We start from the raw sequence: 24,503 nt of genomic DNA, 5'->3' as shown, positions 1-24,503 counted from the left end.
GGAGAAGAGGGCTGGTGATGGGTGTGGGTAACAATGTGAGCCTTCTCTGTGGTTGTTGCCCGGGAATAAAAAGATGGGTTATCCCCACAGTGCGTGCACAAGCCTGTGGATAAAGTGAGGATAGCGCTGATAAGTGCTTACCAGCAGAGGAAGTTTATCAGATTGATTGAAAAATAATCAAACGTTGCTGGCGGTCAGCATTCGGTGATGCTAACCGCCAGCCCACCCAGTGAGGTTTCCTTGTATTTGTGGGACATTTCCAGGCCGGTTTGTTTCATGGCGGCGATGCAGCTGTCCAGCGGCATAAAGTGTACGCCTGTACCACGCAGGGCGAGGGATGCGGCTGTATAAGCTTTGATGGCTCCAAATCCGTTGCGCTCGATGCAGGGAACTTGCACCAGCCCTTTCACCGGGTCGCAGGTCATGCCGAGGTGATGTTCGAGGGCAATTTCGGCGGCATTTTCCACCTGTTCGGGCGTGCCGCCACGGATCGCGCACAGACCGGCGGCGGCCATGGCGGCGGCGGAACCGACTTCGCCCTGACAGCCGACTTCCGCGCCAGAGATAGAGCTGCGGTGCTTGATCAGGCCGCCAATGGCACTGGCGGTCAGCAGGTAGTTGTGTACTTGCGCGGGCGTACCGTTTTCATGGGTAAGGAAATAGTACAGGACGGCGGGTATGACACCGGCAGCACCATTGGTTGGGGCGGTTACGACCTGGTTACCGGCAGCATTTTCTTCGTTGACGGCCATGGCGTAGGCGCATAACCAGTCATTGATGGTGGCGCTGGCTGGATTGCGCCGAATGTCCTGATAAAGGTGTTTGGCGCGGCGCGGGATGTTTAGGCCGCCGGGCAACACGCCTTCCGTATGCAAACCCTTTTCAATGCAGGTACGCATGGCTTGCCAGATGTTATCCAGACCTGCGTCGAGGCAGGTTTCGGTCATGCGCCCCAGTTCGTTGCAGCGTTTCATTTGTGCGATGGACAAGCTGCTTGCCTGCGCCATCTGCAACATCGCGCTGGCGGAGTCGAACGGGTATTGGCAGGAAGCCAGCGGCGTGCTTTTAAGCGGGGCTTGTAGCTGGGTAATTTCTTCGCGGCTGCTAATGAAACCGCCACCGATGGAAAAGCAGGTTTCCGCAAGGATGGGTTGCTGGTCGGCGTCAAGTAGCTCGAAGATCATGCCGTTAGGGTGTTCGGGTAAAGGTTCGCCGTAGTCGAACACAATATCGCTGCTTGGATTGAATGTTATGGTGAGTTGTTCATCCAGTCGCACATAATTGCTTGCCCAGAGTTGTTTGGCCAGTGCATCCAGGTCGTTTTCAGGGAGATTGGCGGGAAGGTAGCCATGCACGCCCAGGGTAATGGCACGATCAGTAGCGTGCCCCTTGCCGGTAAACGCGAGGGAGCCTTTCAGGGTGCAGCGCAGGTGGGCATGGCTGAATCGGCCAGTCTCCATGCCCAGTGAGCGAATGCGCTGAATAAAGCTGTGGGCGGCGACCATTGGGCCGAGGGTATGGGAACTCGACGGGCCGATGCCGATTTTGAACAATTCCAGTACGCTGATGAACACGCTGTGTTTTCCTTATTGTATTGCCGGACATGCTTTCCCACGCACATCCCTGCGCAGCTTTTCCTCATCGACCTCTTCGATAAATGCCGGGATATTGCTAAAAAAGAGGTGGAAACCATACCCACCATCCTGCATTTCCTCGATTGCCTGCTGTTTGCTCCAGCCTTGGCAGACGACGCGATACAGGGCGACCACCAGCCCGGTACGGTCGGAGCCGTGCAGGCAATGCACCAGTACCGGCCCTTTGGCGTTGGCGATAACCTGCAAGGCTTTGGTCAGATACCGGGGGTTGATATTGCCCGGTGACAGCGGAGCTTGCTGTAATTCCAGTGTTGAATCAGGCACAGGCGTGTCGCGGTGGTACAGGCGCAAATCCAGTACTTCGCTGATACCACGTTGTTGCAGTTCGCGGAAATCTTCCGGAAGCGGCTGGGCGGAGCGGTATAGCAACGGGCTTACCTGATAAAAGTTGTCCAGCTTGCTGTTGGCCACCGGCTTTGCCCATTCGGCAGGGCGCTCGGACGGTACGGCGAATACCAGCCCCGGTAATAGCAGCAGGGATAGTAGAAGAGGGCGTATGCAATACACCCCTGCAAGGGATCTTCGTAGGGGTGTATTGCATACGCCCTTTTCATCACCCTTTTTACACCGGTTATCCATCTTTTGCATGTCCCCGTTACCCCTAGTCTACACAGCAGCCTTCTTCCGCGTCACTACTTCCCAAATCCTGCCCGGCAACGCCTTCACATCCTCTGCCATCAAATACAGCGAGGGAATCAGGAACAGCGTCAGCAGCGTCGCGAACATGATGCCGAAACCGAGGCTCACCGCCATCGGGATCAGGAATTGAGCCTGCGTGCTCTTTTCCAGGATCAGCGGCGTCAGCCCGGCAAACGTCGTCAGCGAAGTCAGCAGGATAGGGCGGAAACGCGCCCCGCCACCGAGGCGGATGGCTTCGTGCATCGGCATCCCCTCGCGCACCTTGCGGTTGATGTATTCCACCAATACCAGTGAGTCATTCACCACCACGCCGACCAGCGCGAGGAAGCCCATCACGCTGCTGATGCTGATGTCCATCCCCATCAGTATATGCCCGCCGAGTGCGCCGATGAAACTAAACGGGATAATGCTCATCACCATTAACGGCTGGGAGTAGGACTTGAACGGAATTGCCAGCAGCACATAAATCCCCAGCAAGGCGATGCCGAAACCGGTCATCAGGCTGCTGAAAAACTGTTGCTGTTCGCGGCGTTCGCCTTCCATGTCGTAACTCACGCCAGGGTATTGTGCCAGCATTCCCGGCAACCATTCCTTGAGGTCAGCCGCCACCTTGTTGGCATCCACCTTCTGTTTGTTCAGGTCAGCGGTGACGTTGAGGATGCGCTGGCGGTTGACCCGCGAAATCTTGGAAGTGCCTTGTTTCAGCGCCACATCCGCCACTTCGATCAGCGGGATTTCTGCCCCGTCAGGGGTGCGGATGCGCAGGTTTTGCAGGTCGGCCAAGGAATAGCGTTCCTCTCTGGGGTAGCGCACCATCACTTTCACTTCGCTTTGGTCACGCTGGATGCGTTGGGCTTCCGCACCGAAAATGGCATGGCGTACCTGCGTCCCCAAGGCGCTCAGGGTCAGGCCAAGCTGCTCGGCTTCCGGGCGCAGGCGTAGCTGCACTTCCTGCTTGCCGCCGTCGAAGCTGTTCTTGATGTCGAAAATGCCATCGTATTCACGCAGTTTGGTCATGACCTGTTCGGCGGCGGCGTTGAGGTCGTCGAAATTGCTGCCTTCCAGTTGCACGTCGATGGGGCTGCCCGCGTTACCGATTTCGGCGCGGAAACTGAGTTCCTGCACGCCCGGAATCGGCCCGATCAGCTTGCGCCATTCGCTGGTCAGTTCGGAACTGGTGACAGCCAGCTCGCGTTCTTCCGGCGGGGTAATCTCAAAGGAAACGCTGGCCAGATGTGCCTGCCCAGTTGCACCGTCGCGTGGGCGCGAGTCGGTGGAACCGACGATCACCAGGATGTGTTCGATGATGCTTTCCCCATCCGGTTCCACGTATTTGGCCTGCATCTGTTCGGCGGCTTTGGCGATGCGCCCGACGTATTTCTCGGTGGTTTCGATCGGCGTGCCTTCCTTCATTTGCAGGGTGGCAGTGGCGCGTTCGCTCTGGATGCGCGGGAAAAACGTGAATTTATAGCGCCCGCTGCCCACCAGCGAAAAGGAAATGATCAGGATCACGATAAAGATACTGATGGTCAGGTAGCGCCAGTTGAGCGCCACTTCCAGTGCCGGGCGGTAATAATGCTCGACGAAATATTCCAGCCCGTGCGAAATCTTGCGCTGGAAATGGGTCAGCGGATTCTTGTCGGCCTCGGCTGTGCGCAGTTTCATGTGGCGCAAATGGGCGGGTAGGATCAGTTTCGACTCCACCAACGAAAACAACAGCACCGGGATCACGATCATGGGGATTTGCGCGAAAACCGGCCCACGGTCGCCTTCCAGCATCAGCAGCGGGAAAAATGCCGCCACCGTGGTCAACACCCCGAAGGTGACAGGAATCGACACCTCCTGCGTGCCTTCCACTGCCGCACGGTAGGAATCATTGTGCCGTTTCAGGTGCGTGTAAACGTTTTCGCCGGTCACGATGGCGTCATCCACCACGATCCCCAGCACCAGAATGAAGGCGAACATGCTGACGATATTGAGGGTTACGCCGATTTCCGGCATCAGCGCCAGCGCACCGAGGAAACTGATCGGAATGCCCACACTTACCCACAGCGCCAGGTCAGGCCGCAGGAACAGCGCCAGCAACAGGAATACCAGAATGCTGCCCTGGATGGCGCTGGTGGTCAGGGTGCTCAAACGCGCCTTGACGATTTTGGAACTGTCGCGCCAATAACTCAGGTTCACGTTGGCGGGCAAGGTAACGGAACGTTTCTCAATATATTGCTTGATGGTATTGGCCAGCTTGATGGCGTTCTGATCACCAACGCGGGAAACGTTTACAAAGGAGGCTTTCTTGCCGTCAAACTCGGCGTACAGCGGCTCTTCATTGAAGCCGTCCACGATGGTGGCAATCTCGCCAATGCGGATGCGTGTACCATCATTGCGGGAAATCACCGGAATGTCGGCAAACTCGGAGCCGGTGTATACCTGCCCGAGGGTGCGCACCAGAATTTCGCCCGCTGCGGTCTTGACCGTGCCACCGGGGATGTCACGCGACGCATTGCGTATGGCTTGCGCGATAGTGTCCAGTGTCAGGCCGTACTGACGCAGGGTGGCTTCCGGCACGTTGATGCTGATTTCCCATGGGCGCACGCCGCCGAGGTCGGCCTGGGTAATGTCGGGCAGGTTGAGGATTTCGTCGCGGATTTGCTCGGTGGTGCGGCGCAGTTCGGCTTCGGAGGTGCTGTCATCCACGGCCACCATCACGCTGATGACTTCACGTACCCGAGTCTGCTGTTCGATCACCGGACGTTCGGCATCGTCGGGGAAAGTGCTGATGCCATCGACGCGGGTTTTGATTTCATTCATCACCTTGGTGACATCGAAGCCCTTGCGGACTTCAGCACGGATGCGGGCGGAACCTTCCGCGCCGTCGCTGTACACCTTGTCGATGCCTTGCAGGTCGGCAATGGCGTCCTCCACCCGCAGGATCACGCCCTGCTCGACTTCATACGGGGTGGAGCCGGGGTAGGGGACGGTGATATTGACCACATCGCGGGCGAATTCGGGGAACACTTCCAGCGGAAGGCGTTTGGCGACGGCGTACAGACCCAGCGCGATGACAGTAACCATCAGGATGTTGGCGGCGACGGGGTTGCGGGCGAACCAGGCGATCATGCCGTGCATGGCTTAACCCTCCTTGCCTTGTTTGCCCTCACCGAGGATTTCGATCGGGGAACCGTTGGTTGCCAGTGGCAGTGGGGTAGTGATGGCGCGTTGTTGTGCCAGATCTTCGTCGGCTTTCACCACCATTTCGGTTTCAGTACTCCACAGCAGTTGCACTGGCACGACGCGCACCTTGCCGTTGTCAGCCAGCAGCAGTTCCTTGCCCTGGCGCACGGCGGCGGGTGGTACGACGTAGACGTTGTTGAAGGTTTTGCCTTGAATCTGCGCGTTCACGTACTGGCCGATGCGGATCGGTTTGCTTGCGCCGCTCTTCGCTTCGTAGGGATTGTCGATGCGGGCGATGACGGTGATCTGGCGGCTTTTTTCGTCGAGTGCTGCACTGCTGCGGACTACACGGCCTTCCCACACGTTGCTATCAGCGCTGCTGGTGCGGAAGGTGACTTTGGGCAGGCTGGCGGATTCCAGTTCCTGGCCACGGAAGGCTTCCGGTATATTGAGCAGTTCGTATTGGGCAAGCGAAAGCGGTAGGTGCACTTCCACGTAGTCGGTGGCGTAGACCACGCCCAGCACCGTGCCGGGGGTGACGTACTGGCCGACATCGACGCGTTTTTCCTGTACGCGCCCGGCGTAAGGGGCTTTGATACGGGTGCGGGTAAGGTTGAGCTTTTCCTGCCCCAGCTTGGCTTTGGCGGCGCTGATGTTGGCTTGTGCGGCGGCGATGTGCGGGCGGCGGGCGGCGAAATCGCCTTGCGGCTTCTGGCTGGATTTGTCGAACAGGCTCCAGTCCTGCTGGGCGAGTTTGGCTTGTGCTTGTTGCTCGGCCAGGGTCAACTGGCGTTGGGCAAGTTCGCCTTCGGCGATGGTGATGGCGTTCTGGTAGTTGGCGTCGTCGATCCGCAGCAGGGTGGCTCCCCGGTCAAAGTAGCTGCCTTCCTGAAATTGCGGGGAAATCTCCAGCACCTTGCCGGAGACTTCCGCGACGATATTGGTTTGCGTCTGCGCCCGCACCGTGCCGGAGGCGTTGATGGTGACGGCGTAATCTTCCAGCTTGAGGTTTTGCACTTCCACCACCGGTGACGGGTTGTTGACGCGCTGTTTCTCAGGCTCGGGGCCAGTTGCCAGTAAAAACTTGCCCAGCCCGATGCCAATGGCCAACACCACGATGGGGATGATGATTTTTTTCATGTGTACATACCCGTTTTGCCTCCAAAACGAGGCTTATTCTACTGTCAGATTGTGCAAACAGTGTGAAAGCTCACCCGTATCGGCCATCGACACGGGGTTTCACCAGCATGGGGGCATAGTGCCACACAAACAGCGCGAATGCGGTTATCCATAGCAGTTGTGCGCTTAGAATCCATTCCCCGTAAAATTCTGGCACCAGCCACACGTTCAACACGCGGATAAAAGCAGCGCTGAACAATACCAGAAAGACCACGATCAAGATTTGCGGTGGGTCAAACACATTGCGCCCGCTATGCCCCAGCGCTACCCGCGCCATCATGCCAATGGTCATCATGCCGATGCCGCCCACGGAGAAGGCATGGATGCCAATCCACGGCGAAACGCCCATGGTGGTAGCGAGGAACTTGAACAGGAAACCGGCCACCAGCCAGCCGTAGGCCATGAACAGCACCCATAGTAGCGGTTTTTCCCAGATATTGGGGTGATACCAACCGACCATGCGGAAGGCGTGGAACGGCACTTGCGCCAACGCCAGCAGGGCGGCGATGAATTGCGCAGTGGTGTTGCCGAAGCTGATGGCCAGCACATCCGCCACCGCAAAACCGAGGAACAGGACCAGGCTGAAGCGGTCTACCCACACGTCATTTTTTGCCTCAAACGGGCAACCTACGCCACGCTCGATGAAAAACGGGATGACTCGCCGCCCCATGGTGAAGATCAGCGCGAGGATGATGTAGAAACCGGAGTATAAACCCACTTGCACACCTTCCGGCCAGTAGCCCAGCAAGCCAAGGTAGAACACGATATTGGCGGGAATCAGCAGGGCGATTTTGCCGCCGATAGCGCTTTGGTTCCATTGTTTGGCTTTGATCACCGGGCGGGCGATTTCATAGGTCAGCCAGCACAGGAATGCGGTATCGGCCAGTGCAGTCAGCGGCAGGAGGCCGGTAAACGGCAGCAGCCGCGCTAGCAACCACAGTGAAGCCAGGATCAGCAGTGGACGCCCGTTGATGGTCTGGATATTCGTCCAGTTCTTGACGGCTGTCAGCAGGAAACCCGCACCCACCGCCACCGCATAGCCAAACACCATTTCATGCGCGTGCCACAGCGTGGATGGATAGCTGACGGGCAGCAACGGCCAGGCGAAATGGTAGATGCCAAGCCATAACAGCATCGCCACCATGGCGAACAGGCCAGCCGCGAGGAAAAAAGGGCGGAAACCGAGATGGTCAAGGGCATATTTGCCAGTGTAGGGCTTTTCGATGGTTAGCATGATCACTTCCGTGTTGATAAGTGGGCGGTATTCAGGTGGGGATTTTACGCTGCACTGCCAGAAAATCCATACACAAGCGGTGTTGGCGTATTGGCTGAACTGACTAAGGCCGGGTGCATAAGGGGTATTTTCAAAATGACGAGGATGACTACACCCATTTGAATGTATCCAGTTGGGTGAAGTGTGCCTATAAACGGGGTGGTACAATGACTATCTGCTGGTGGTTCTTTAAAAGTCATCAATAAAAAATAATAATGTTTTATGAAGGGCATCAGAAACAAATATTACCCCTGCAATGGAGATGCAAAAAGATGAACAAGCAGTTGTTTTTAGTGACCGCCACACTGCTTCCCCTGGTGTGTGCCATTCCAGCCGCACTGGCGGAAATGAAGTATCAGGGCATTGGCGGTTGGCGTACCAGTGATGGTGCTGGCGGTTGGGTGCAACGTGATGATGCTGAGAACCGTTTTGACATCGGCATTGATGCTTGTAAACAGGCTTGCGAGGAAAGGCTATACGAAGACTGCCGAGGCATTGAGTATGTCTCTAACCCCAATGGTTGGGAAGAGGAAGGGCGGTGGGTACACAACAAGTGCGAGATCCACCGTGACCCGTATGCGCATTGTGACCAATCAGGCGGTGGGCGTGGCTCGGCTGATGACGGCTGCTGGATCAGACAGGCTCCGGATTTGGTTGGTGGTGGCGGGGGGCAACCGCCAGGCAACCCTTCCGGGAGCACCGGTGACCCCGGCGTCATCGCATTGGATGGCTGTGTGCGGGACGAGCGGACGGGGCTGTTATGGCAACTCAAGAATGATGATCAAACCAGTCCGCACTGGAAGGACAAATCCTACTTGTGGGGCGCTGTTCCCGGCTATGTCAACATGGTCAATGCAGAGGGTTTGTGCGGCAGGCACGACTGGCGTTTGCCAACCCTGAGCGAACTGGAATCCATCGTTGACTATGGCAGGCGGGATCCCGCCATTGATACTGGGCGATTTGGGCCGACAGCATCCGTGTTCCATTGGTCATCCTCTCCAGTGTGGACATCAAGCACCACAGTACGTGACGGTTTGAACTATCTGGAAAACTTCAATCGTGATTTCATCGCAGGTGTCGGTTTTATGGATGGTTACAGCGGCGCCACCCCCAAAAGTAGCCAAAGCCGGAAGGCTGTCCGTTTAGTAAGCGAAGGGAGATAAGTTATGGATAGCAAAACATTTTTCATCAATCCGCGCCGGGTTTTCCTCACCAGTTTGAGTGTATGGATGTTGGCTGCCCCCAGCACCTTGTTTGCTGCATGTGATTACAGCCTCCCGGCAAGCACACCCACCAGCCAGTTTACTGACCACCGCAACGGTACGGTGACTGATAATAAAACCGGGTTAATGTGGAAAGTATGCAGTGAAGGGCAAACGTGGGATGCAGCCCGCAACCGTTGTGGGGGTAATGGCTTTTTCGATGGGGTGCAGCCTTTTACTTGGGGGGCGGCAATGCAACAGGCGCAGACAGTAAACAATTCGGGGGGCTTTGCGGGTCATCATGATTGGCGTGTGCCGACCATCCAGGAATTGCGCTCCATCCAGGAATTGCGTTGCGCGATGCCCAGTATGAATACCGAGGTTTTTGGTATGCCTGAGAGTGACCATGCCCGGTATTTCTGGTCTTCAACACCTTCAGCAAACGACGCCAGCAAGGCGTGGGGTTACACCTTTTATGCGGTACCGGATTCAGTTCTTAAAGACACCCGTTATGGCAAAGATAAAACCTTATTGCTGAGGCTGGTCAGGAATTGATTGGGAATGACCCGTCGCCCCATGGTGAAAATCAGGGCGAGGATAATGTAGAAACCGACGTACAAGCCAACTTTTACACCCTCTGGTCAGTAGCCCAGCAGACCAAGGTATACCATCGGCAATTCAGTTTTCGGTTTCCTTATTTTTCACTATCACTTAAATATCAATGAGTTATGAATTTTGAGAAAACCGAATTTTGAATTGCCGTGAGTATAGAACACGATATTGGCCGGAATCAGCAGGGCAATCTTGCCGCCTATGGCGCTTTGATTCCATTTTTTGGCCTTGATCACCAAGCGGGTGATTTCATACGTCAACCAGCACAGGAATGCAGTATCAGCCAGCGCCGCCAGCGGCAGTAGGCCGGTAAACGGCAGCAGTCGCGCCAGTAACCAGAGTGATGCCAGAATCAGCAACGGACGCCCATGGATGGTCTGGATATTCGTCCAGTTCTTGGATGCGGTGCGGTTGGTGAACCCATTTGGATGTATTCAAACGGGTGCTATTTACTGGGTTGGCCGCAGGTTAGCATATGAATAGAGAGATTTACAAGGAGTGTGCCATGGCGTTGGATAAGCATGAGCAGATAGTCAACCCGTTTCTGAATAATGTACCTGAAAACAACCTGCTCCGGGTGCGGGACGCAGTTAGAACACAGATCATGCATGTTGGTGGAGCCGAGATTTCCAGCCGTGCGGTGGTTGCCCGTAATGATGACCCCCGTCAATTGGTTGACCGGTTTGCGCATGACAACCTGTCAGCCATGGAGCAAGCGGGGTTGCGCGAGGCGGCGTTGCTTGTTCAACCATGGGCGGGGCATTACGTAACGACCCTCATGGCAGCTGGCTTGTTGGGCTGCCGTTACCTGGACTTTAATCAATCCTTCCAGGGAACTTGGGAAAAGCAGTTTGCCTACATCCGCAATCATCCGGCTGAGGTTATTGTAGGGTCAGGGTTGGCGGGCTGGGTGTCGGAATTGTCTCCCGCTGAAAAGTATGACGCCTTGATTGGGGACAGCAATTACACCCTGACCAAAGCCATGTGGGGGGAGGGGCAAAAAGCCTTTGACCGGTTTGGTGAAGTGCCTGCCTGGTTCGGAATTTGTCATGGCTGGTCGCCTGCCTCTTTTATGCTGCCCCGCCCACAAAAGCCTGTGACGGTACTTTCTCCCGAGAATGTGCCAATCACATTCCAGCCTGCCGACATCAAGGCGCTGGCCAGCCTGTTGTGGGCAAAAGCCGCGCCTGGCGTGCGTTTCATTGGTGGGCGTTGCAATCTGGAACCACCCTATGAATATGACCCTGATACCCAACGGGCGATTCAGTTGTTCAATCCCTTTGTGGCCGAAGATATTGCAAGACAGCGTGAACGTTATGGTGGAGGCGAGGGTGAGGAACTGCCGGAAGACGTACCTCAACCAGGTATGGTTCCTGTTTCCCTGTCCTGGGAGGAATGGGATGAGGCAACGAATGAATTCCATACTTTGGGTGGGCGTTTGATTGCCAGCGAATGTGCCGATACCAATCCGGGAGCCTGGCATTTGGCGGTCATTAACCAGATAGGGGTTTCCCAGCGCGGCATGATCATGGATGCCAGTTTCAGCAATGAAGTCTGGAACCAGCCGCTCCAGGCCTACCGTTATACCTACTTTAATCCGCATACCTTGCAACAAACCGATGTGTTGGCTGATGCGACAGTCAGCATGGCGGATTTCACCAGCGATATTTTCCATAAATTCCGTAGTGCTGAGGCGGTATCTGTTGTCGGCGTCATCATGCGCGTGACGTATGCGATTGAGCCGGCGGAAGTAAATGAGCCGGAAACCGTGGAAATTCAGTACGTCGAAAGCCCGGAGGAAATCGCCGATATGCGGCGTGCATGGCAGTTGGCGGACGTTGATTATTACTACGACCTGGAACTGGATGTGGCTGGCAGGATTATTGGTGGGGAATGGTATACGCGGGAACACCCGGATTTTCTGTGGACGCCGCCAGCGGGGGCGCGGGCTGCCAGCCGCTATGAAGGTATGGCGAGCGGGGAATGGGGTGAGGGGCAGGTGATGCCGGAAAGCTGGCGGGCGGCGGCAGTCAGGGCGGCGGGGGAAGGCGTGCCGTTGGCGGCGGTTGTGGAGCGGATGATTGGGTTGGCGAATGGATGAATTGCCGAGTAAGTATAAAAATATCGCATATAAAGGAGATTGGTGGTGCAAGAACAACATGACCAGAAAAATACTTCCGAGGATAATTTTCGGGTAACCGCGCCTGCAATCTCACTGCCTAAAGGAGGCGGTGCCATTCGCGGTATGGGGGAAAAGTTTGCTGCCAATCCCGTCACCGGCACAGGTTCATTATCCGTACCAATTGCAACGAGTCCGGGCAGAAATGGATTCGGCCCGCAACTTGCCCTCAGTTACGATTCTGGTGCGGGTAATGGTATTTTCGGGCTGGGGTGGAACCTTGCCCTGCCATCCATTACCCGCAGGACTGACAAAGGTTTACCGCAATATCGGGATGGAGAGAATTCCGATAGTTTTATTCTTTCTGGCTCTGAAGACCTTGTACCGCTGAATAGCCTCTCCAGCAGGGAAGTTGATTCAGAAACCTATCAGGTCAGATTATATCGCCCCCGCGTCGAAGGTCTGTTTGCCCGTATTGAGTGCTGGACACGTAACCGCGATGGTGATGTCCATTGGCGTTCCTTTTCCAAAGATAACATTCTAAGCATTTATGGTCGTGATACCGGATCACGGATTACTGATCCCGCAGATGGAACGAGAACTTTTAGCTGGCTGCTCAGTGAAACCCGCGACGACAAAGGCAATGCTGTTCTGTATGACTATAAAGCTGAAAATACTGACGGTGTTGACGTAAGCCTTCTGCACCAACGCAATCGTACTGAGATTACCGCCAACCGTTATATCAAGCGCATCCGTTATGGCAACAAACTTACCTTATTGGATGAGCAGGGAAATCGCCCGGTTTTTTTATCAAACGATCAATTGCTCAATGCAGACTGGATGTTTGAGGTCGTCTTGGATTATGGCGAACATACGGGCGACACACCGACACCAGATGAAACAGGGCAGTGGCCGTATCGCCCGGATGCTTTTTCCAATTATCGTGCCGGGTTTGAAGTCAGGACATCCCGTCTTTGCCAACGGGTGCTGATGTTCCACCATTTCCCTGAACAGGCTGAGGTGGGCAGGAACTGTCTGGTGCGATCCACAGATTTTCACTATACCGACCAACACTATAGCGTTATCCGCTCAGTCACCCAATCCGGTTATCACAAGCAGGCAGATGGCCGTTATCAATCCCGTCAGTTGCCACCCTTGGAGTTTGAATACAGTCAGGCACAGATTAGTGGCGAGCTATGCATACTGGATAAGGAAAGCCTGGAAAATTTGCCAGCCGGGCTGGATGGGCAGGTTTATCAGTGGCTTGACCTGGATGGAGAGGGCTTGTCCGGCATCCTGACACAGCAGGCGGAAGGCTGGTTTTATAAACGCAATTACAGCCCCTTGAATACGTTCCGGGATGATCAGGGGGAACTCCAGACACGGGCGCGTTTCGCATCACAGGAAATGGTTGCCCGTAAACCCTCGCTGATGACAGCCGGAGATGGGCAATATCAGTTTCTGGATTTGGCAGGCGATGGCCAGCTTGAGGCGGTGACATTTGCCGGAACCACCCCTGGCTTCTATGAGCGCACAACCCTGGATGACTGGGAGTGGTTCCAGCCATTCCGCTCCCTGCCCAATATCGACTGGGCAAATCCAAATCTGAAGTTTGTTGACCTGACCGGTGACGGTCATGCCGACATCCTGATCAGTGAGGACGAGCTATTCTGCTGGTATCCCTCATTGGGCGAGGCAGGTTTCGGGCTAACGGAAACCGTGCGCAAGGTGCTGGATGAAGAGCACGGCCCCCGCATTGTGTTTGCCGATGGAACCCAGTCAATTTTTCTGGCGGATATGTCAGGTGATGGCTTGACTGACATTGTACGTATCCGTAATGGTGAGGTGTGCTATTGGCCGAATCAGGGGTATGGGCATTTTGGCTCCAGAATAAGCATGGATGCAGCGCCGTGGTTCGACCACCCGGATTTGTTTAATCAGCAACGTATCCGTCTGGCGGATATTGATGGTTCAGGCGTAACGGACATCCTGTATCTGGGCAGGGATAACATCCAGGTCTATTTCAATCTGTCCGGGAATACTTGGGGTAACAGGCATGACATCCGTCATTTCCCTGCTACCGATAATATTGGCAATGTGCAGGTGGTTGACCTGCTGGGGAATGGCACAGCCTGTCTGGTGTGGTCATCGCCTTTGCCTGCGGATACTCGCCAACCGTTACGTTATCTTGACCTGATGGGCGGGCAAAAACCGCATCTGCTGATTGCCAGCCGTAATAACCTGGGGCTGGAAACCCGGATTGAATATACCCCATCCACCCGGTTTTACTTGCAGGACAAGCTGGCTGGCAAGCCGTGGATTACCCGCCTACCTTTTCCGGTACATTGTGTGGAAAAGGTAACAGTGACGGATAAATGGCGTGGCACGCGCTTCACGACCCAATACAGTTACCACCATGGTTATTTTGATGGCGTGGAACGTGAATTCCGGGGATTCGGTCGGGTGGAACAGGTGGATGTGGAAGCCTACGGGGAGTTTTCCGCAGGCAATGCCAGCAGCCCCTACATCAGCCAGGACAAAACCCTTTACCAGCCTCCGGTCAAAACCGTCACCTGGTTCCACACTGGCGTATTCCTTGATCGGCAGCGAATCCTGAGTCACTTCGGGGAAGAATATTTCCCCAACGGTTTCAATACGTCTTACCGGGAACATCCGTTACCGGAACCGGATTTCGCGGATCATGACCTCAGTGATAGTGAATGGCGGGAAGCGTTGCGGGCTTGCAAAGGCATGATGCTGCGGCAGGAAATCTATGAGCTGGATGTGGCGGCGCTGGAGCGGGGTGAACATTTGCCGGTCAAGCTGTTTTCCACCGCCTTCCACAATTGCCATATCCGGCGTTTGCAGGAGCGGGGCAATAACCGATATGCCGTTTTTCTGGTAACAGAAAGTGAAGCCCTGACCTATCACTACGAATTGGCGTTGCCCGCCGACCCTGCCGAAGTCTTGCCGGAACCTGATCCGCGTATTGCCCATACCCTGAACCTCACCACAGATAATCACGGCAATGTGTTGCAGGCAGTAGCTGCCGTTTATCCCCGGCGGCAACCCTACACAGAAACAGGGCTGCCTGAAGCAGCGTTGGCAAAGATCATAGCGGTGCAACAGGGCGAGCCACATCTGCTGTATACGGAAAATCACCTGACCCGCGCTGAGGAATGGGTAAATACCCCTGATGTTTACCGTCTACCCGTCCCCTGTGAGGTTTTAACTTATGAAGTGACCGGCATTCCCCTGCGTTCCGGCAGTTTGTATTACAGCCTTGCCCAGTTACGGAATCAGTATTCCTTCTGTGAGGAATACCAGCCGCTGGATGGCAGAACCGCGCTGGTGGAGATTGCGTATCACGACATCGCGGGCAACCTGCCGCAAAAACGTTGCGTTGAGCATGTCAGAACCCTGTTTTTCAATGATGACCTGATCAACCCCTTACCCTTCCGCTCATTGAGCCGTTTGGGGCTGCCGTTTGAAAGCTACAAGCTGGCTTTGACCAGCGACCTGCTGGACAGGGTGTTTGCTGGCCGTCTGGAAACAAACTCCCCAAGCCGTCAAATGCTGGATGATGCCTCCCAAAGCGGCTATTTGGGCGGGAACAATCTGGCCGCGCGGTTTTCCGATAAAACGGGCAGTGGTGAATACTGGATGCGTTCCGGTATCGCCGGGTTTTCTGCCGATGCCGCCCGGCATTTCTACCTGCCGGAGCGCTATACCGATGCATTTGGCAATACGACGGAACTGGCATATGACCAGGATGATTTGTTCATTACCGCCAGCACTGACCCGATAGGTAATCGGGCATCCATCGAGGCGTTTGATTATCGGGTGCTTGCGCCACGCATCCTGCGTGATATGAACGGCAATGAAACTGAAGCCCGCTTTGACTTGTTGGGTTTACCTGTAATTACCGCCAGTCGTGGCAAACAAGGCGAAGGAGATCATCTGGATGGGCTGGAAAACGCCCAGCTTGATCCAGATAGCGCCACACTGGCGGCATTTTTTACTGGCAGCCCTTATACGGCTGCTCATGCGGAACAGACACGGGTATGGCTGGGTAATGCCACATCCCGGCACATTTACTACTTCGGCGAAGTCCAGCGTACTGATGCCAATGGCAATAGCGTGACCGTGTGGGGCGAACACCCGGCTTGCGCCTGCGGCATTGTGCGCGAACGGCATGTCAGCCAGTCGGATGGCAACCCCAGCCCGCTTCAGGTGGCCTTCGAGTATTCGGATGGTGGCGGCAATGTGCTGGTGAAAAAGGTACAGGCTGAACCGGAACAGGCTGGCGGGGCATTGCGCTGGATTGCCAATGGCAAGACTGTCCTCAATAACAAGGGCAAGCCGGTCAAACAATACGAGCCTTATTTCAGCACCAGCCGCACGGTAACGGGTGAGGACATACCCGATCACCGTTTTGAAGAGCCGCGTGAGGAAGGCGTTACGCCCATCCTGTATTACGATGCCGCCGGACGGGTGATGCGTACTGAATTGCCGGATGGCACGCTCAGCCGGGTGGAATTTTCACCCTGGCATGTCAGCAGTTACGACCCCGGCGACACCGTGCTGGAGTCTGGCAATGTCTGGTATGGCAGCCATGTTGGTGATACGGCGTTGATGCAGCAGGTAGCCAGTTATGCCGGAACGCCTGCCCGTACCTTCCTGGACAAGCTGGGGCGCGAAGTGGTGAGCCTTGCGCATAACCGTTATTCCGATGCGGCTGGCGTCCTGCACGATGAGCAGTATCTGACCTTCACCCGTCTGGATACCGAGGGCAAACCGTTGTGGATTCAGGATGCACGCGGCAACCGGGTGATGCAGTACATTTACCCGCCCGTACCTGCCAATCAGGCAGACGATCCGGTCAGCGGGTTTGCGCCGTGTTATGACATCGCGGGCAACCTGTTGTACCAGTACAGCATGGATGCAGGCGCACGCTGGATGATTACCGATGCGGCGGGCAAACCGTTTCTGGCCTGGGATCAGAATGAGCGGATACAAACAGATAGCCCCCGGGTGATGGAAACGCGGGTATTCCATAATACCTATGATGCGCTGCACCGCCCTTTGACCCAGCAGTTATCCATCAATGACGCGGGCTGGCAGGTGGTGGAGCGGTTTGTCTATGGCGAATCCCAACCAGAGCCTGAGACACATAATCTGCGTGGGCAGGTTTACCAGCATTATGACCCCAGTGGCCTGGTGACTAACCGGGCATTTGATTTCAAGGGCAACCTGCTGGAAACCAGCCGCCAGCTTGCACAAGCCTACACCGCGCCGGTAGTGGATTGGGCAGAGGGTGCGGCCACGGCGCAACTGGAGGCGGAAACCTTTATCCAGCGTACCGGATATGATGCGCTCAACCGCATGATCCGGCTGGAAAACTGGCATAGGGAAGGTAGTCAGGCGGCGGTGTATACGCCCACTTATAACGAGCGCGGGGTGTTGCAGGGGGAAACGTTAGCGGTGCGGGGTCGGGTGACTGAGGCTATCGGCCTTATCCGCTATAACGCCAAGGGGCAGCGCTCAAGCCTGAGGTATGGCAATAACACTGAAAGCCGCTATGAATATGACCCGCAGACCTTCCGGCTGGTGCGGCTGAGAACTGAGTCACTGACGGGTTCACGCCGATTGCAGGATTTGCGCTACAGCTATGACCCGGTGGGGAATATTGTGGCGATCCGCGATGAGGCGCAACAGACGGTGTATTTCAATAACAGCGCCATCGCGCCGCATGGGGCTTACCGTTATGACGCGCTGTACCGGCTGATTCAGGCCGAGGGGCGCGAACATGCCACGCAAAACAATGTGCAGCGGGAGAATACGCCGTTTGAGCCACTTGGGGGTATTCCGTTTGCCAATAGCCCGGAGGCTTTACAGCGGTATCGGGAGGATTACCAGTATGACGCAGTGGGGAATATCCTCAGCCTGACGCATTCCGGCGGCGGCAATCTGCGCTGGAAGCGTTGTTATCAGTATGCGCTGGATAGCAACCGTTTGCTGGCAACCGGGCGGGCGGGGGAAATTGCGCCGCCGGATGCGCCCTGTCATGCGCCTTATGTGGCGCAACCCACCTTGTCGCTGCGGTATGACTATGACACCCACGGCAGCATGTTGAATCTGGAACGGGTGGGGGAAGCGTTTTACCTGCGCTGGGATTACCGCGACATGATCCACCACGTCAATCTGGGCGGGGGCGGGGTGGCTTGGTACAACTACGATGCGGGCAAGCAGCGCACCCGCAAGCGCATTGAGCATAATGCCAACCGGGTGGAAGAACGCCTTTATCTCGGCGGGATGGAGCTATACCGCCGCTGGCAAAATGGCGCATTGGTGGAAGAAATCGAAACCCATCATCTGTTTGCCGATGACCAGCGCATCCTGATAGTCGAAGACGTGCTATCCACCGATAACCCACGGCTTGAAACCAACACTACCCTGTTCCGTTACCAATACGGCAATCACCTTGGCTCCGTCGCGCTGGAAATGGACGCGGCTGCCAATATTATTTCCTACGAAGAATATCACCCTTACGGCACAACCGCTTATCACGCCGTTAATGCCGACATCCGCACCACCAAAAAACGCTACCGCTATACCGGAATGGAACGCGATGAAGAAACAGGATTGAGTTACCACACTGCGAGATATTATCTGCCACGGTTGGTACGGTGGATTTCCTCTGACCCCATGGGTATTAAAGATGGATTAAATGAATATTTGTACGTTAAAAATTTACCGATTTCATTAAATGATAAGAATGGATTGCAAGCATCTGCTTCTGAGTACTCAATGCCAGGATTACCTGGTGGCGTTGGTGATTCTCCGTGTAATAACTGCGGGACTCCAATACCAGAATCTACTCCACGAGTACCAGAATCTACTCCACGAGTACCAGAATCTACTCCACGAGATCCACATTTAAGGAGAAGAGTGCTAATAATTGGCATAGATGGAGGAGTGCTGGGGTTGCCAACATCTGGTGAGCAAGAAAGAGATGGTGATACGACTATAGGTAGAATTTTAGATCATCAAGAGGCGAACCATCCTGATAATATTGACGTTGAGGCACACTATGTTCGACCAGGTTTGACTAATTTTACAAGTACTCAAGCGACATTAGATTGGCTTGACAAAAGAGAAATTGAGTTAGGTTATCAATTTGATTCGATAATCATAGTTGGATATAGCCATGGAGGATTAATTGCAATGGATTTAAGTCATGAGTTCAATGAGCAACATCGAAATGTTGATTTATTAGTTACCATTGATCCGGCATTTAGTGTGTTCGATAACCCTTCATGTGGGTTATTTAATCCCATTGAAACCAGCGTTCCTGATAATGTTGGTCTGCATTATAACTTTTATCAGGAGAATAGGGTTTCACCAGGAGGTAGTAACGTTCTTCTTTCAAGGGGGCGACGACATACAGGAAATCCTGACGTTGTGAGTAATGAAAATCTTACTTCGCTAGGTGTTGATCATCATAATATTGATGATCTAACGGAGTCTTTTGTTTCGAATATTATTAGTTCATCTGTAAGTCGAGGTGGAAGGATGCCACTGGCAGAGTATAGAGCGCAACGACAATCGTTAGATAGGTCAATAAGCCGAGAAATAACTAGAAGGATAGGACAAATAGAAAGAAGTACAGGAACGATATTAGATCAGATTTGGCTCAATATGCGTTTCAGGGTCTTGTTTTCCCCGGCATTGCAAACGTGATGGATAGCGGTAAAGTTAGTCATTTCCGATAGCCAAGGAGAGGCTTTATGACCTCGCTCATCAGTATTTCCAGCCTGACCAGTGATGCCGCCTGTTTCGAGCAAGTCCGTTCCGTGCGTTGGCCTAATGGGGTGATTTGTCCGCACTGCGGTTCACAGGACACTATCCGTCGAGGCAAGGATGACACCCAGCAGGAACGCCAGCGTTACCAGTGTAAGGATTGCCAAAAGCGTTTTGATGACCTGACGGGAACGGTGTTTGAAGGCCACCACCAGCCGCTGAAGGTGTGGGTGTTGTGCCTGTACCTGATGTCGTTGAACCTGTCCAACCAACAAATCGCCCGCGAATTGGGGTTGAACAAGGATGATGTTCAGGCGATGACGGAACAGTTACGGCGTGGTGTCGAGAAAAAAAACGCCAGTAAACCTGTTTGGGAATGTTGAATTTGATGAGGTTTATGTCAAGGCTGGACACAAGGGAAACCCCGAAGCCGTCGCGGATGCTGGGCGTGAAGGTCGCCGCCGCGCCCTGAAAGGTGCGCCGGGGCGTGGGACACTGGAAAAGGACAAACCACCCATTTTCGGCATGATCCAGCGTTCCGGGGAGGTCGTGATCCGTATGCTGGCGAATGTGAAACAGACGACGATCAAGCCGTTGATTGTGGAAACGGTGGCAGCAGGCACGCTGGTCTACACCGATGAGTACAACATTTACAGCCGATTGGAAGAATGGGGCTATGCCCACAAAACCGTCAACCATGGCGCAGGCGAATATGCCCGTGACGAAGATGGTGACGGTTTCCATGAAGTCCACGTCAATACGATGGAAGGTTTTTGGTCACTGTTACGCTCATGGTTACGACCTCATCGGGGGATCTCACAAGAAAAGCTACCGTGTTACCTTGCATTCTTCGAGTCTCTTCACAACATCAGGAAACGGGGGCAAGCTGCCTTACAGTCCTTGCTTTCGCTGCTGTTGGGATAAGACCCTGAAACGCATATTGAGCCTCAGATTTTATTAGAACTTTTCTTTTAATCAAAGAGGTCAGACTCGATTGAGAGGCTAGTTAAGATGATTTTTTGATTGTTAATTTAAAGTTTAAATGGTTTTAGTGGCCGAGATTATTAGGTTCACTAATGCTTCGGAGTTGGGTGTTCAATGGGGGTGAGTAATTTCGAAGAAATTGGTTTATAGGCCATGAGTCTATTGTGAAGAAAGTGCTGCTAACAGGATCAAGGAGATATTGAGATGAAAAACAAAGTACAAGAAGCGCGAGTACACTGTCTTGAAGCAGCACTCGGCGAGAAGTATCAAGCAGTGTTGCGCACTGCACTGGATGATAGTAAGGGTGAGGTAAATGCCGCTCTCGATAGCGTGAAAAAGGAATTACCGAAAGCGATGGCTGCAAAAGTCGAGTTTGCCAGTGAGCTGGCCGAATGGAGCGGCAACCGTGTTGCTGTCGTGGAAAAGCTTACGGCGAATAAGAAGTTACTATCCATTGCTGATGTGGCAAGAACAATTAGCCCCGCTGAACTGGAAGCAATGGTTGACCCAGACGCTGAATCTGACGCCGAAAATAATGACGAAGCAGCTAAAAATGAAATAAGAGCGACCGTTGCCAAAGAACTTGCCACCCGCCTGTTTCGCGCCCATCCTGCTGCGATGGTGGCGCGGATGGTACGTGCTGGCGAACTCCCGCTAAAAGGCGATGCCAGCAAAGAAGAAGTGGCGGCATTACTGGATAGCAGCACCCCGTCAACAGCAAAACCGCTGTTGGCTTTGCGTAATGTGGACGCTAACAGCCAACCATCCGTGGACAAGGAGACAAGCTCACCACCTGCTTCCCCCGCTGCGATTGCAGAGGTCGGGCGACTGATTCGTCTGGCCTCCGTCACGCCTACCCCCGAAGCACTGCCTAAACTGGCTGCCACGCACCTGAATTCCGCGTTTGATATTGCTGAAATGCCGCGCTCCGCATTTGTCACCACAATGAGTGCTGATCTGGGGTCGCCTGAGCTTGCTGGCGAAATCCATACCGCTGCGGTGATTAACCGGATGCGTAACGAACAGGCGCTCATCGCCATGCGCGAAGCTGTGCGTGGTTCCGGTTTGGCCATTGTTGATGGGGTGGCTACGCCAGAAGAACGTTTTGCCCGTTTGGGTAGTGTTCGTTCCGCATTGGGGGAGGCAGCCGAACGCCTGAATCTGGAAACGCTATTCGGCAGTCTCGATTTCTGCGAGTGTGATGAATGTTTATCGGTTTACTCGCCTGCTGCGTATTTCGTTGAGCTTTTGCAATACCTGCGCAACAATAATCTTGATCCAGAGGTAAAGGCTCCTTCTTTCGGCATTGCAGGTACACCTGTAGAAATGCTGTTCCGCCGTCGCCCCGATCTCGGCTGTCTGGAATTGACCTGTGACAATACCTTCAAAGTGTTGCCATATGTGGATTTAGCCAACGAAGTGATGGAAAGTTTCGTGGTCTATCAAAGCCGTTACCGCGATAGTGACGCAGGGAAAAAACAGGTCACGCTCAATGCTTTTAACGTGGATGGTGAAACTACGCCGGAATTGCTTTCAGAGCCACAACATACCAATTATGAGGCTTATTGTGTTCTGAAAAATGCGGTATATCCGTTTACCCTGCCTTATCACCAGCCCTTGGATGCTATCCGTACTTATCTGGAGTATTTGAAAACCAGCCGTTTTGAACTGGTGAATACGTTTCGCGCGGCAACACCAGAGGGGACGGTTTCTTTTACATCCGGTGAGGCACGCAACGAGTTTCAAAGTATTCATGAGCAGATACTCCAGCGTGCTGCTGATGCAGAGTTTCTCAAGATGTCGCAAGAGGAATATATCATCCTCACCCGTGAAGCATTTTGGCCAAAACCTTATTTTGAACTAACACAACATCAGCAGCTTAGTGTTGACGAATACCGCAATAAAATCGGTGTCAGGCAAATACATGAATATTATGGTTATGCAACCGATGAGGATATGGTTAATGCTGATGAAGATAACCCTTTAGGGCTGACTTTTGTTAAAAAGCAGTTTCTAAAACGTACAGGTATCGAATATGCTGATTTGGTTGAATTACTCAAAACCCGTTTCATCAACCCTGTTATGCCAGAAGGCAGACCCAGAGCGATTCTCGATAGTATTCGCTACAGCTATCATTATTTGCAAAATTCGATAAATTCAGAAGCTAAACTGTGTGAACGATTACAACCTATCGTCGATGCTTTGCTTTCTCAAACAGTCAATGTTCGCGCCCCATATGTACTGGAACAGTATTGCGGGGATTGCCAACAACCAACAGCCAATGAACCTTCATTTAACCCACAAGAGCTAACCCGTTGGGTACAGTGTTACTTTGAGCGTCTCGGCAAATTGATTGTCCTGGATTCAGGAGATAAGCCAAGACTGCCCGTCTTCGGTAGTTTTGATGTTGTTACAAATACTGAAGATAATTCAAGTGAGTTTCCGACTGTGCGTGAGGTTTCACAAGTCTTTCAACTTATGAATGATGGGAGAGTAATTGATAGGGCGACTGGCAATATTGCTTATTATGTTTCACCCCAAGTGAACGTTGGAGGGTATTTATATCTAATAAAAGCAGATGAAACCAGTTCTTATCCTGATCCAAGTACAATAAACTCTCCAATTTTGGATGAAAATGGGAAAGACACGATTTATGCTATATCCGGGGGTAAATTGGTTCGCAGTAATAATGATTCTGCGAATCACATGCTTCAACCTCCAGCAGGAACGGGTTTTGCCGGATACTTTCCCACTCCCCAACCTGTTCTTTGGCTACCACCTCAAGACAGTTGCAACCTTGAGCCTGTACGCCTGATACATCTTGATGGTACGCCTGTTGAAGCCGGGGAATATGACCGGATGCAACGTTTCCTGCGTTTATGGCGCAAGCTGGGTTGGAGCATTGATGAGGTTGACAAGGCATTGACAGGTCTGGGTATGAATGCCGCCCTAAGCGATGTGGACGTAACCAGTCAAACAGACACCGCACAATCGCCTGCCCATAATAATTTTGTTGATTTTGATGTCTTCCAGCAAGAATGCCATACCGATGGCAGCGGGTGTAACAACACTTGCGGCCATGATGCCGATGCCACCCCGGAACCTTGGGTATGCCCTGATTTTACCGATCAATTAGCTGATATCAGCCCTGCGTTTATACACCAACTCCCCGCAGTCATTCAGGTCATGGAGCGCACCAGCTTACCGTTGGCAACGGTGCTCGCGTTTTGGGGAAATATTTCCACTGCCGGGGAAAAATCCCTGTACAACCAGCTTTTTCTCTCGCATAACATCCGCGCAATTGACCCGGTATTCGTGGCCGATGACGATGGTAACTACCTGACGAAGGAACAGACAATCAGCGACCATTTACCCGTCTTGATGGCCGCATTAAAACTCAAACGGGACGATATTAACGCCTTAGGTGATTTACCTCAAAGACATTACCCAAAAACAGGGCGAATCAGAATGTCCCATTTTGGTAAAGCAGCATTTCTTTCCAGCCTCGCCTCAACAGCCTCCATAGCTTTTTTGCTGAGGGTCACACCCTTCTCATAAACCTTGCGACTGAATTCGACCATGGGGTTGATGCCTTTCCAGGTCATGGTTTTTGCCCATTCCAGCAGGGTTTCGGCATCCTTGAGCTGGGTGCCGTTCCAGTGTTGTTCCAGAATCCCCAGCAGCGTTCAATCGGGTTGTACTTGCTGTGGTAAGGCGGGTAGTACAGCAGGTGGACTGTCTTACCGGTATGGTTGGCGAATTCCACCATGCGCTTGAGGAATTGCGTCCTGATCCCGCTGCTTTCCGGGCCATTGTCCGCTTTGATCTGGATGCACTGGCAGGCGTCCTTGTCAGCAGAAGGCATC

The 24,503-nt window shown here is 53.6% G+C and carries 11 protein-coding genes and 2 pseudogenes; 6 read left to right on the top strand and 7 right to left on the bottom strand.

All coding sequences use genetic code 11. From position 1 onward, the window contains the following. Nucleotides 1–194: 194 nt before the first annotated feature. The 5 genes from THINI_RS02295 to THINI_RS02275 form a co-directional block, all read right to left on the bottom strand. Nucleotides 195–1,574 (bottom strand): L-serine ammonia-lyase, encoded by a 1,380-nt coding sequence (locus THINI_RS02295; protein WP_002707065.1) that lies wholly within the window; start codon nucleotides 1,572–1,574, stop codon nucleotides 195–197. Between the two features lie 12 nt (nucleotides 1,575–1,586). Further along, a complete protein-coding gene (locus tag THINI_RS02290; protein WP_169314579.1) occupies nucleotides 1,587–2,162 on the bottom strand; it encodes a tyrosine-protein phosphatase in 576 nt (191 codons plus the stop codon). A gap of 99 nt (nucleotides 2,163–2,261) precedes the next feature. Then, nucleotides 2,262–5,420, bottom strand: coding sequence for an efflux RND transporter permease subunit (locus THINI_RS02285; RefSeq protein WP_002707063.1), 3,159 nt, complete (start codon nucleotides 5,418–5,420; stop codon nucleotides 2,262–2,264). A gap of 3 nt (nucleotides 5,421–5,423) precedes the next feature. Then, on the bottom strand, nucleotides 5,424–6,605 hold the full coding sequence (locus THINI_RS02280) for an efflux RND transporter periplasmic adaptor subunit (protein ID WP_002707062.1): 1,182 nt from the start codon (nucleotides 6,603–6,605) through the stop codon (nucleotides 5,424–5,426). A gap of 70 nt (nucleotides 6,606–6,675) precedes the next feature. After that, on the bottom strand, nucleotides 6,676–7,878 hold the full coding sequence (locus tag THINI_RS02275) for an NnrS family protein (RefSeq protein ID WP_002707061.1): 1,203 nt from the start codon (nucleotides 7,876–7,878) through the stop codon (nucleotides 6,676–6,678). A 311-nt stretch (nucleotides 7,879–8,189) separates the two neighbouring features. On the opposite strand from THINI_RS02275, the gene THINI_RS02270 reads away from it, so the two are divergent. Further along, nucleotides 8,190–9,080 (top strand): Lcl C-terminal domain-containing protein, encoded by an 891-nt coding sequence (locus THINI_RS02270; protein WP_002707060.1) that lies wholly within the window; start codon nucleotides 8,190–8,192, stop codon nucleotides 9,078–9,080. Nucleotides 9,081–9,083: 3 nt separating this feature from the next. Continuing rightward, nucleotides 9,084–9,674, top strand: a complete 591-nt coding sequence (locus tag THINI_RS23060; protein ID WP_002707059.1) for an Lcl C-terminal domain-containing protein — start codon at nucleotides 9,084–9,086, stop codon at nucleotides 9,672–9,674. A gap of 152 nt (nucleotides 9,675–9,826) precedes the next feature. On the opposite strand, the gene THINI_RS02260 is transcribed toward THINI_RS23060, so the two are convergent. Next, nucleotides 9,827–10,165: an NnrS family protein gene (locus THINI_RS02260; RefSeq protein ID WP_081485747.1), complete on the bottom strand. Its 339-nt coding sequence runs from the start codon at nucleotides 10,163–10,165 to the stop codon at nucleotides 9,827–9,829. A gap of 71 nt (nucleotides 10,166–10,236) precedes the next feature. Between THINI_RS02260 and THINI_RS23055 the strand changes: the two genes are divergently transcribed. From THINI_RS23055 to THINI_RS24915, 4 genes and pseudogenes are all read left to right on the top strand, one after another. Further along, the gene (locus THINI_RS23055; RefSeq protein ID WP_002707058.1) at nucleotides 10,237–11,832 is read left to right on the top strand and encodes a hypothetical protein; all 1,596 of its coding nucleotides are present in this window, start codon (nucleotides 10,237–10,239) and stop codon (nucleotides 11,830–11,832) included. Between the two features lie 45 nt (nucleotides 11,833–11,877). Further along, on the top strand, nucleotides 11,878–19,593 hold the full coding sequence (locus THINI_RS02250; protein ID WP_002707057.1) for a SpvB/TcaC N-terminal domain-containing protein: 7,716 nt from the start codon (nucleotides 11,878–11,880) through the stop codon (nucleotides 19,591–19,593). Nucleotides 19,594–19,640: 47 nt separating this feature from the next. Next, nucleotides 19,641–20,577, top strand: a pseudogene (locus THINI_RS27130) (IS1595 family transposase). Nucleotides 20,578–20,841: 264 nt separating this feature from the next. Beyond that, the gene (locus THINI_RS24915) at nucleotides 20,842–24,195 is read left to right on the top strand and encodes a Tc toxin subunit A (protein WP_002707055.1); all 3,354 of its coding nucleotides are present in this window, start codon (nucleotides 20,842–20,844) and stop codon (nucleotides 24,193–24,195) included. Here THINI_RS24915 and THINI_RS27125 read toward each other — a convergent pair. Beyond that, a pseudogene (locus THINI_RS27125) lies at nucleotides 24,081–24,502 on the bottom strand (ISAzo13-like element transposase-related protein). The gene THINI_RS24915 and the pseudogene THINI_RS27125 overlap by 115 nt on opposite strands. Between the last annotated feature and the right edge of the window lies 1 nt (nucleotide 24,503).

This window comes from Thiothrix nivea DSM 5205, assembly GCF_000260135.1.
Lineage (GTDB): Bacteria > Pseudomonadota > Gammaproteobacteria > Thiotrichales > Thiotrichaceae > Thiothrix > Thiothrix nivea.
The sequence above is the reverse complement of the archived record's forward strand: the minus strand, read 5'-3'. Positions and strand labels throughout refer to the sequence as shown.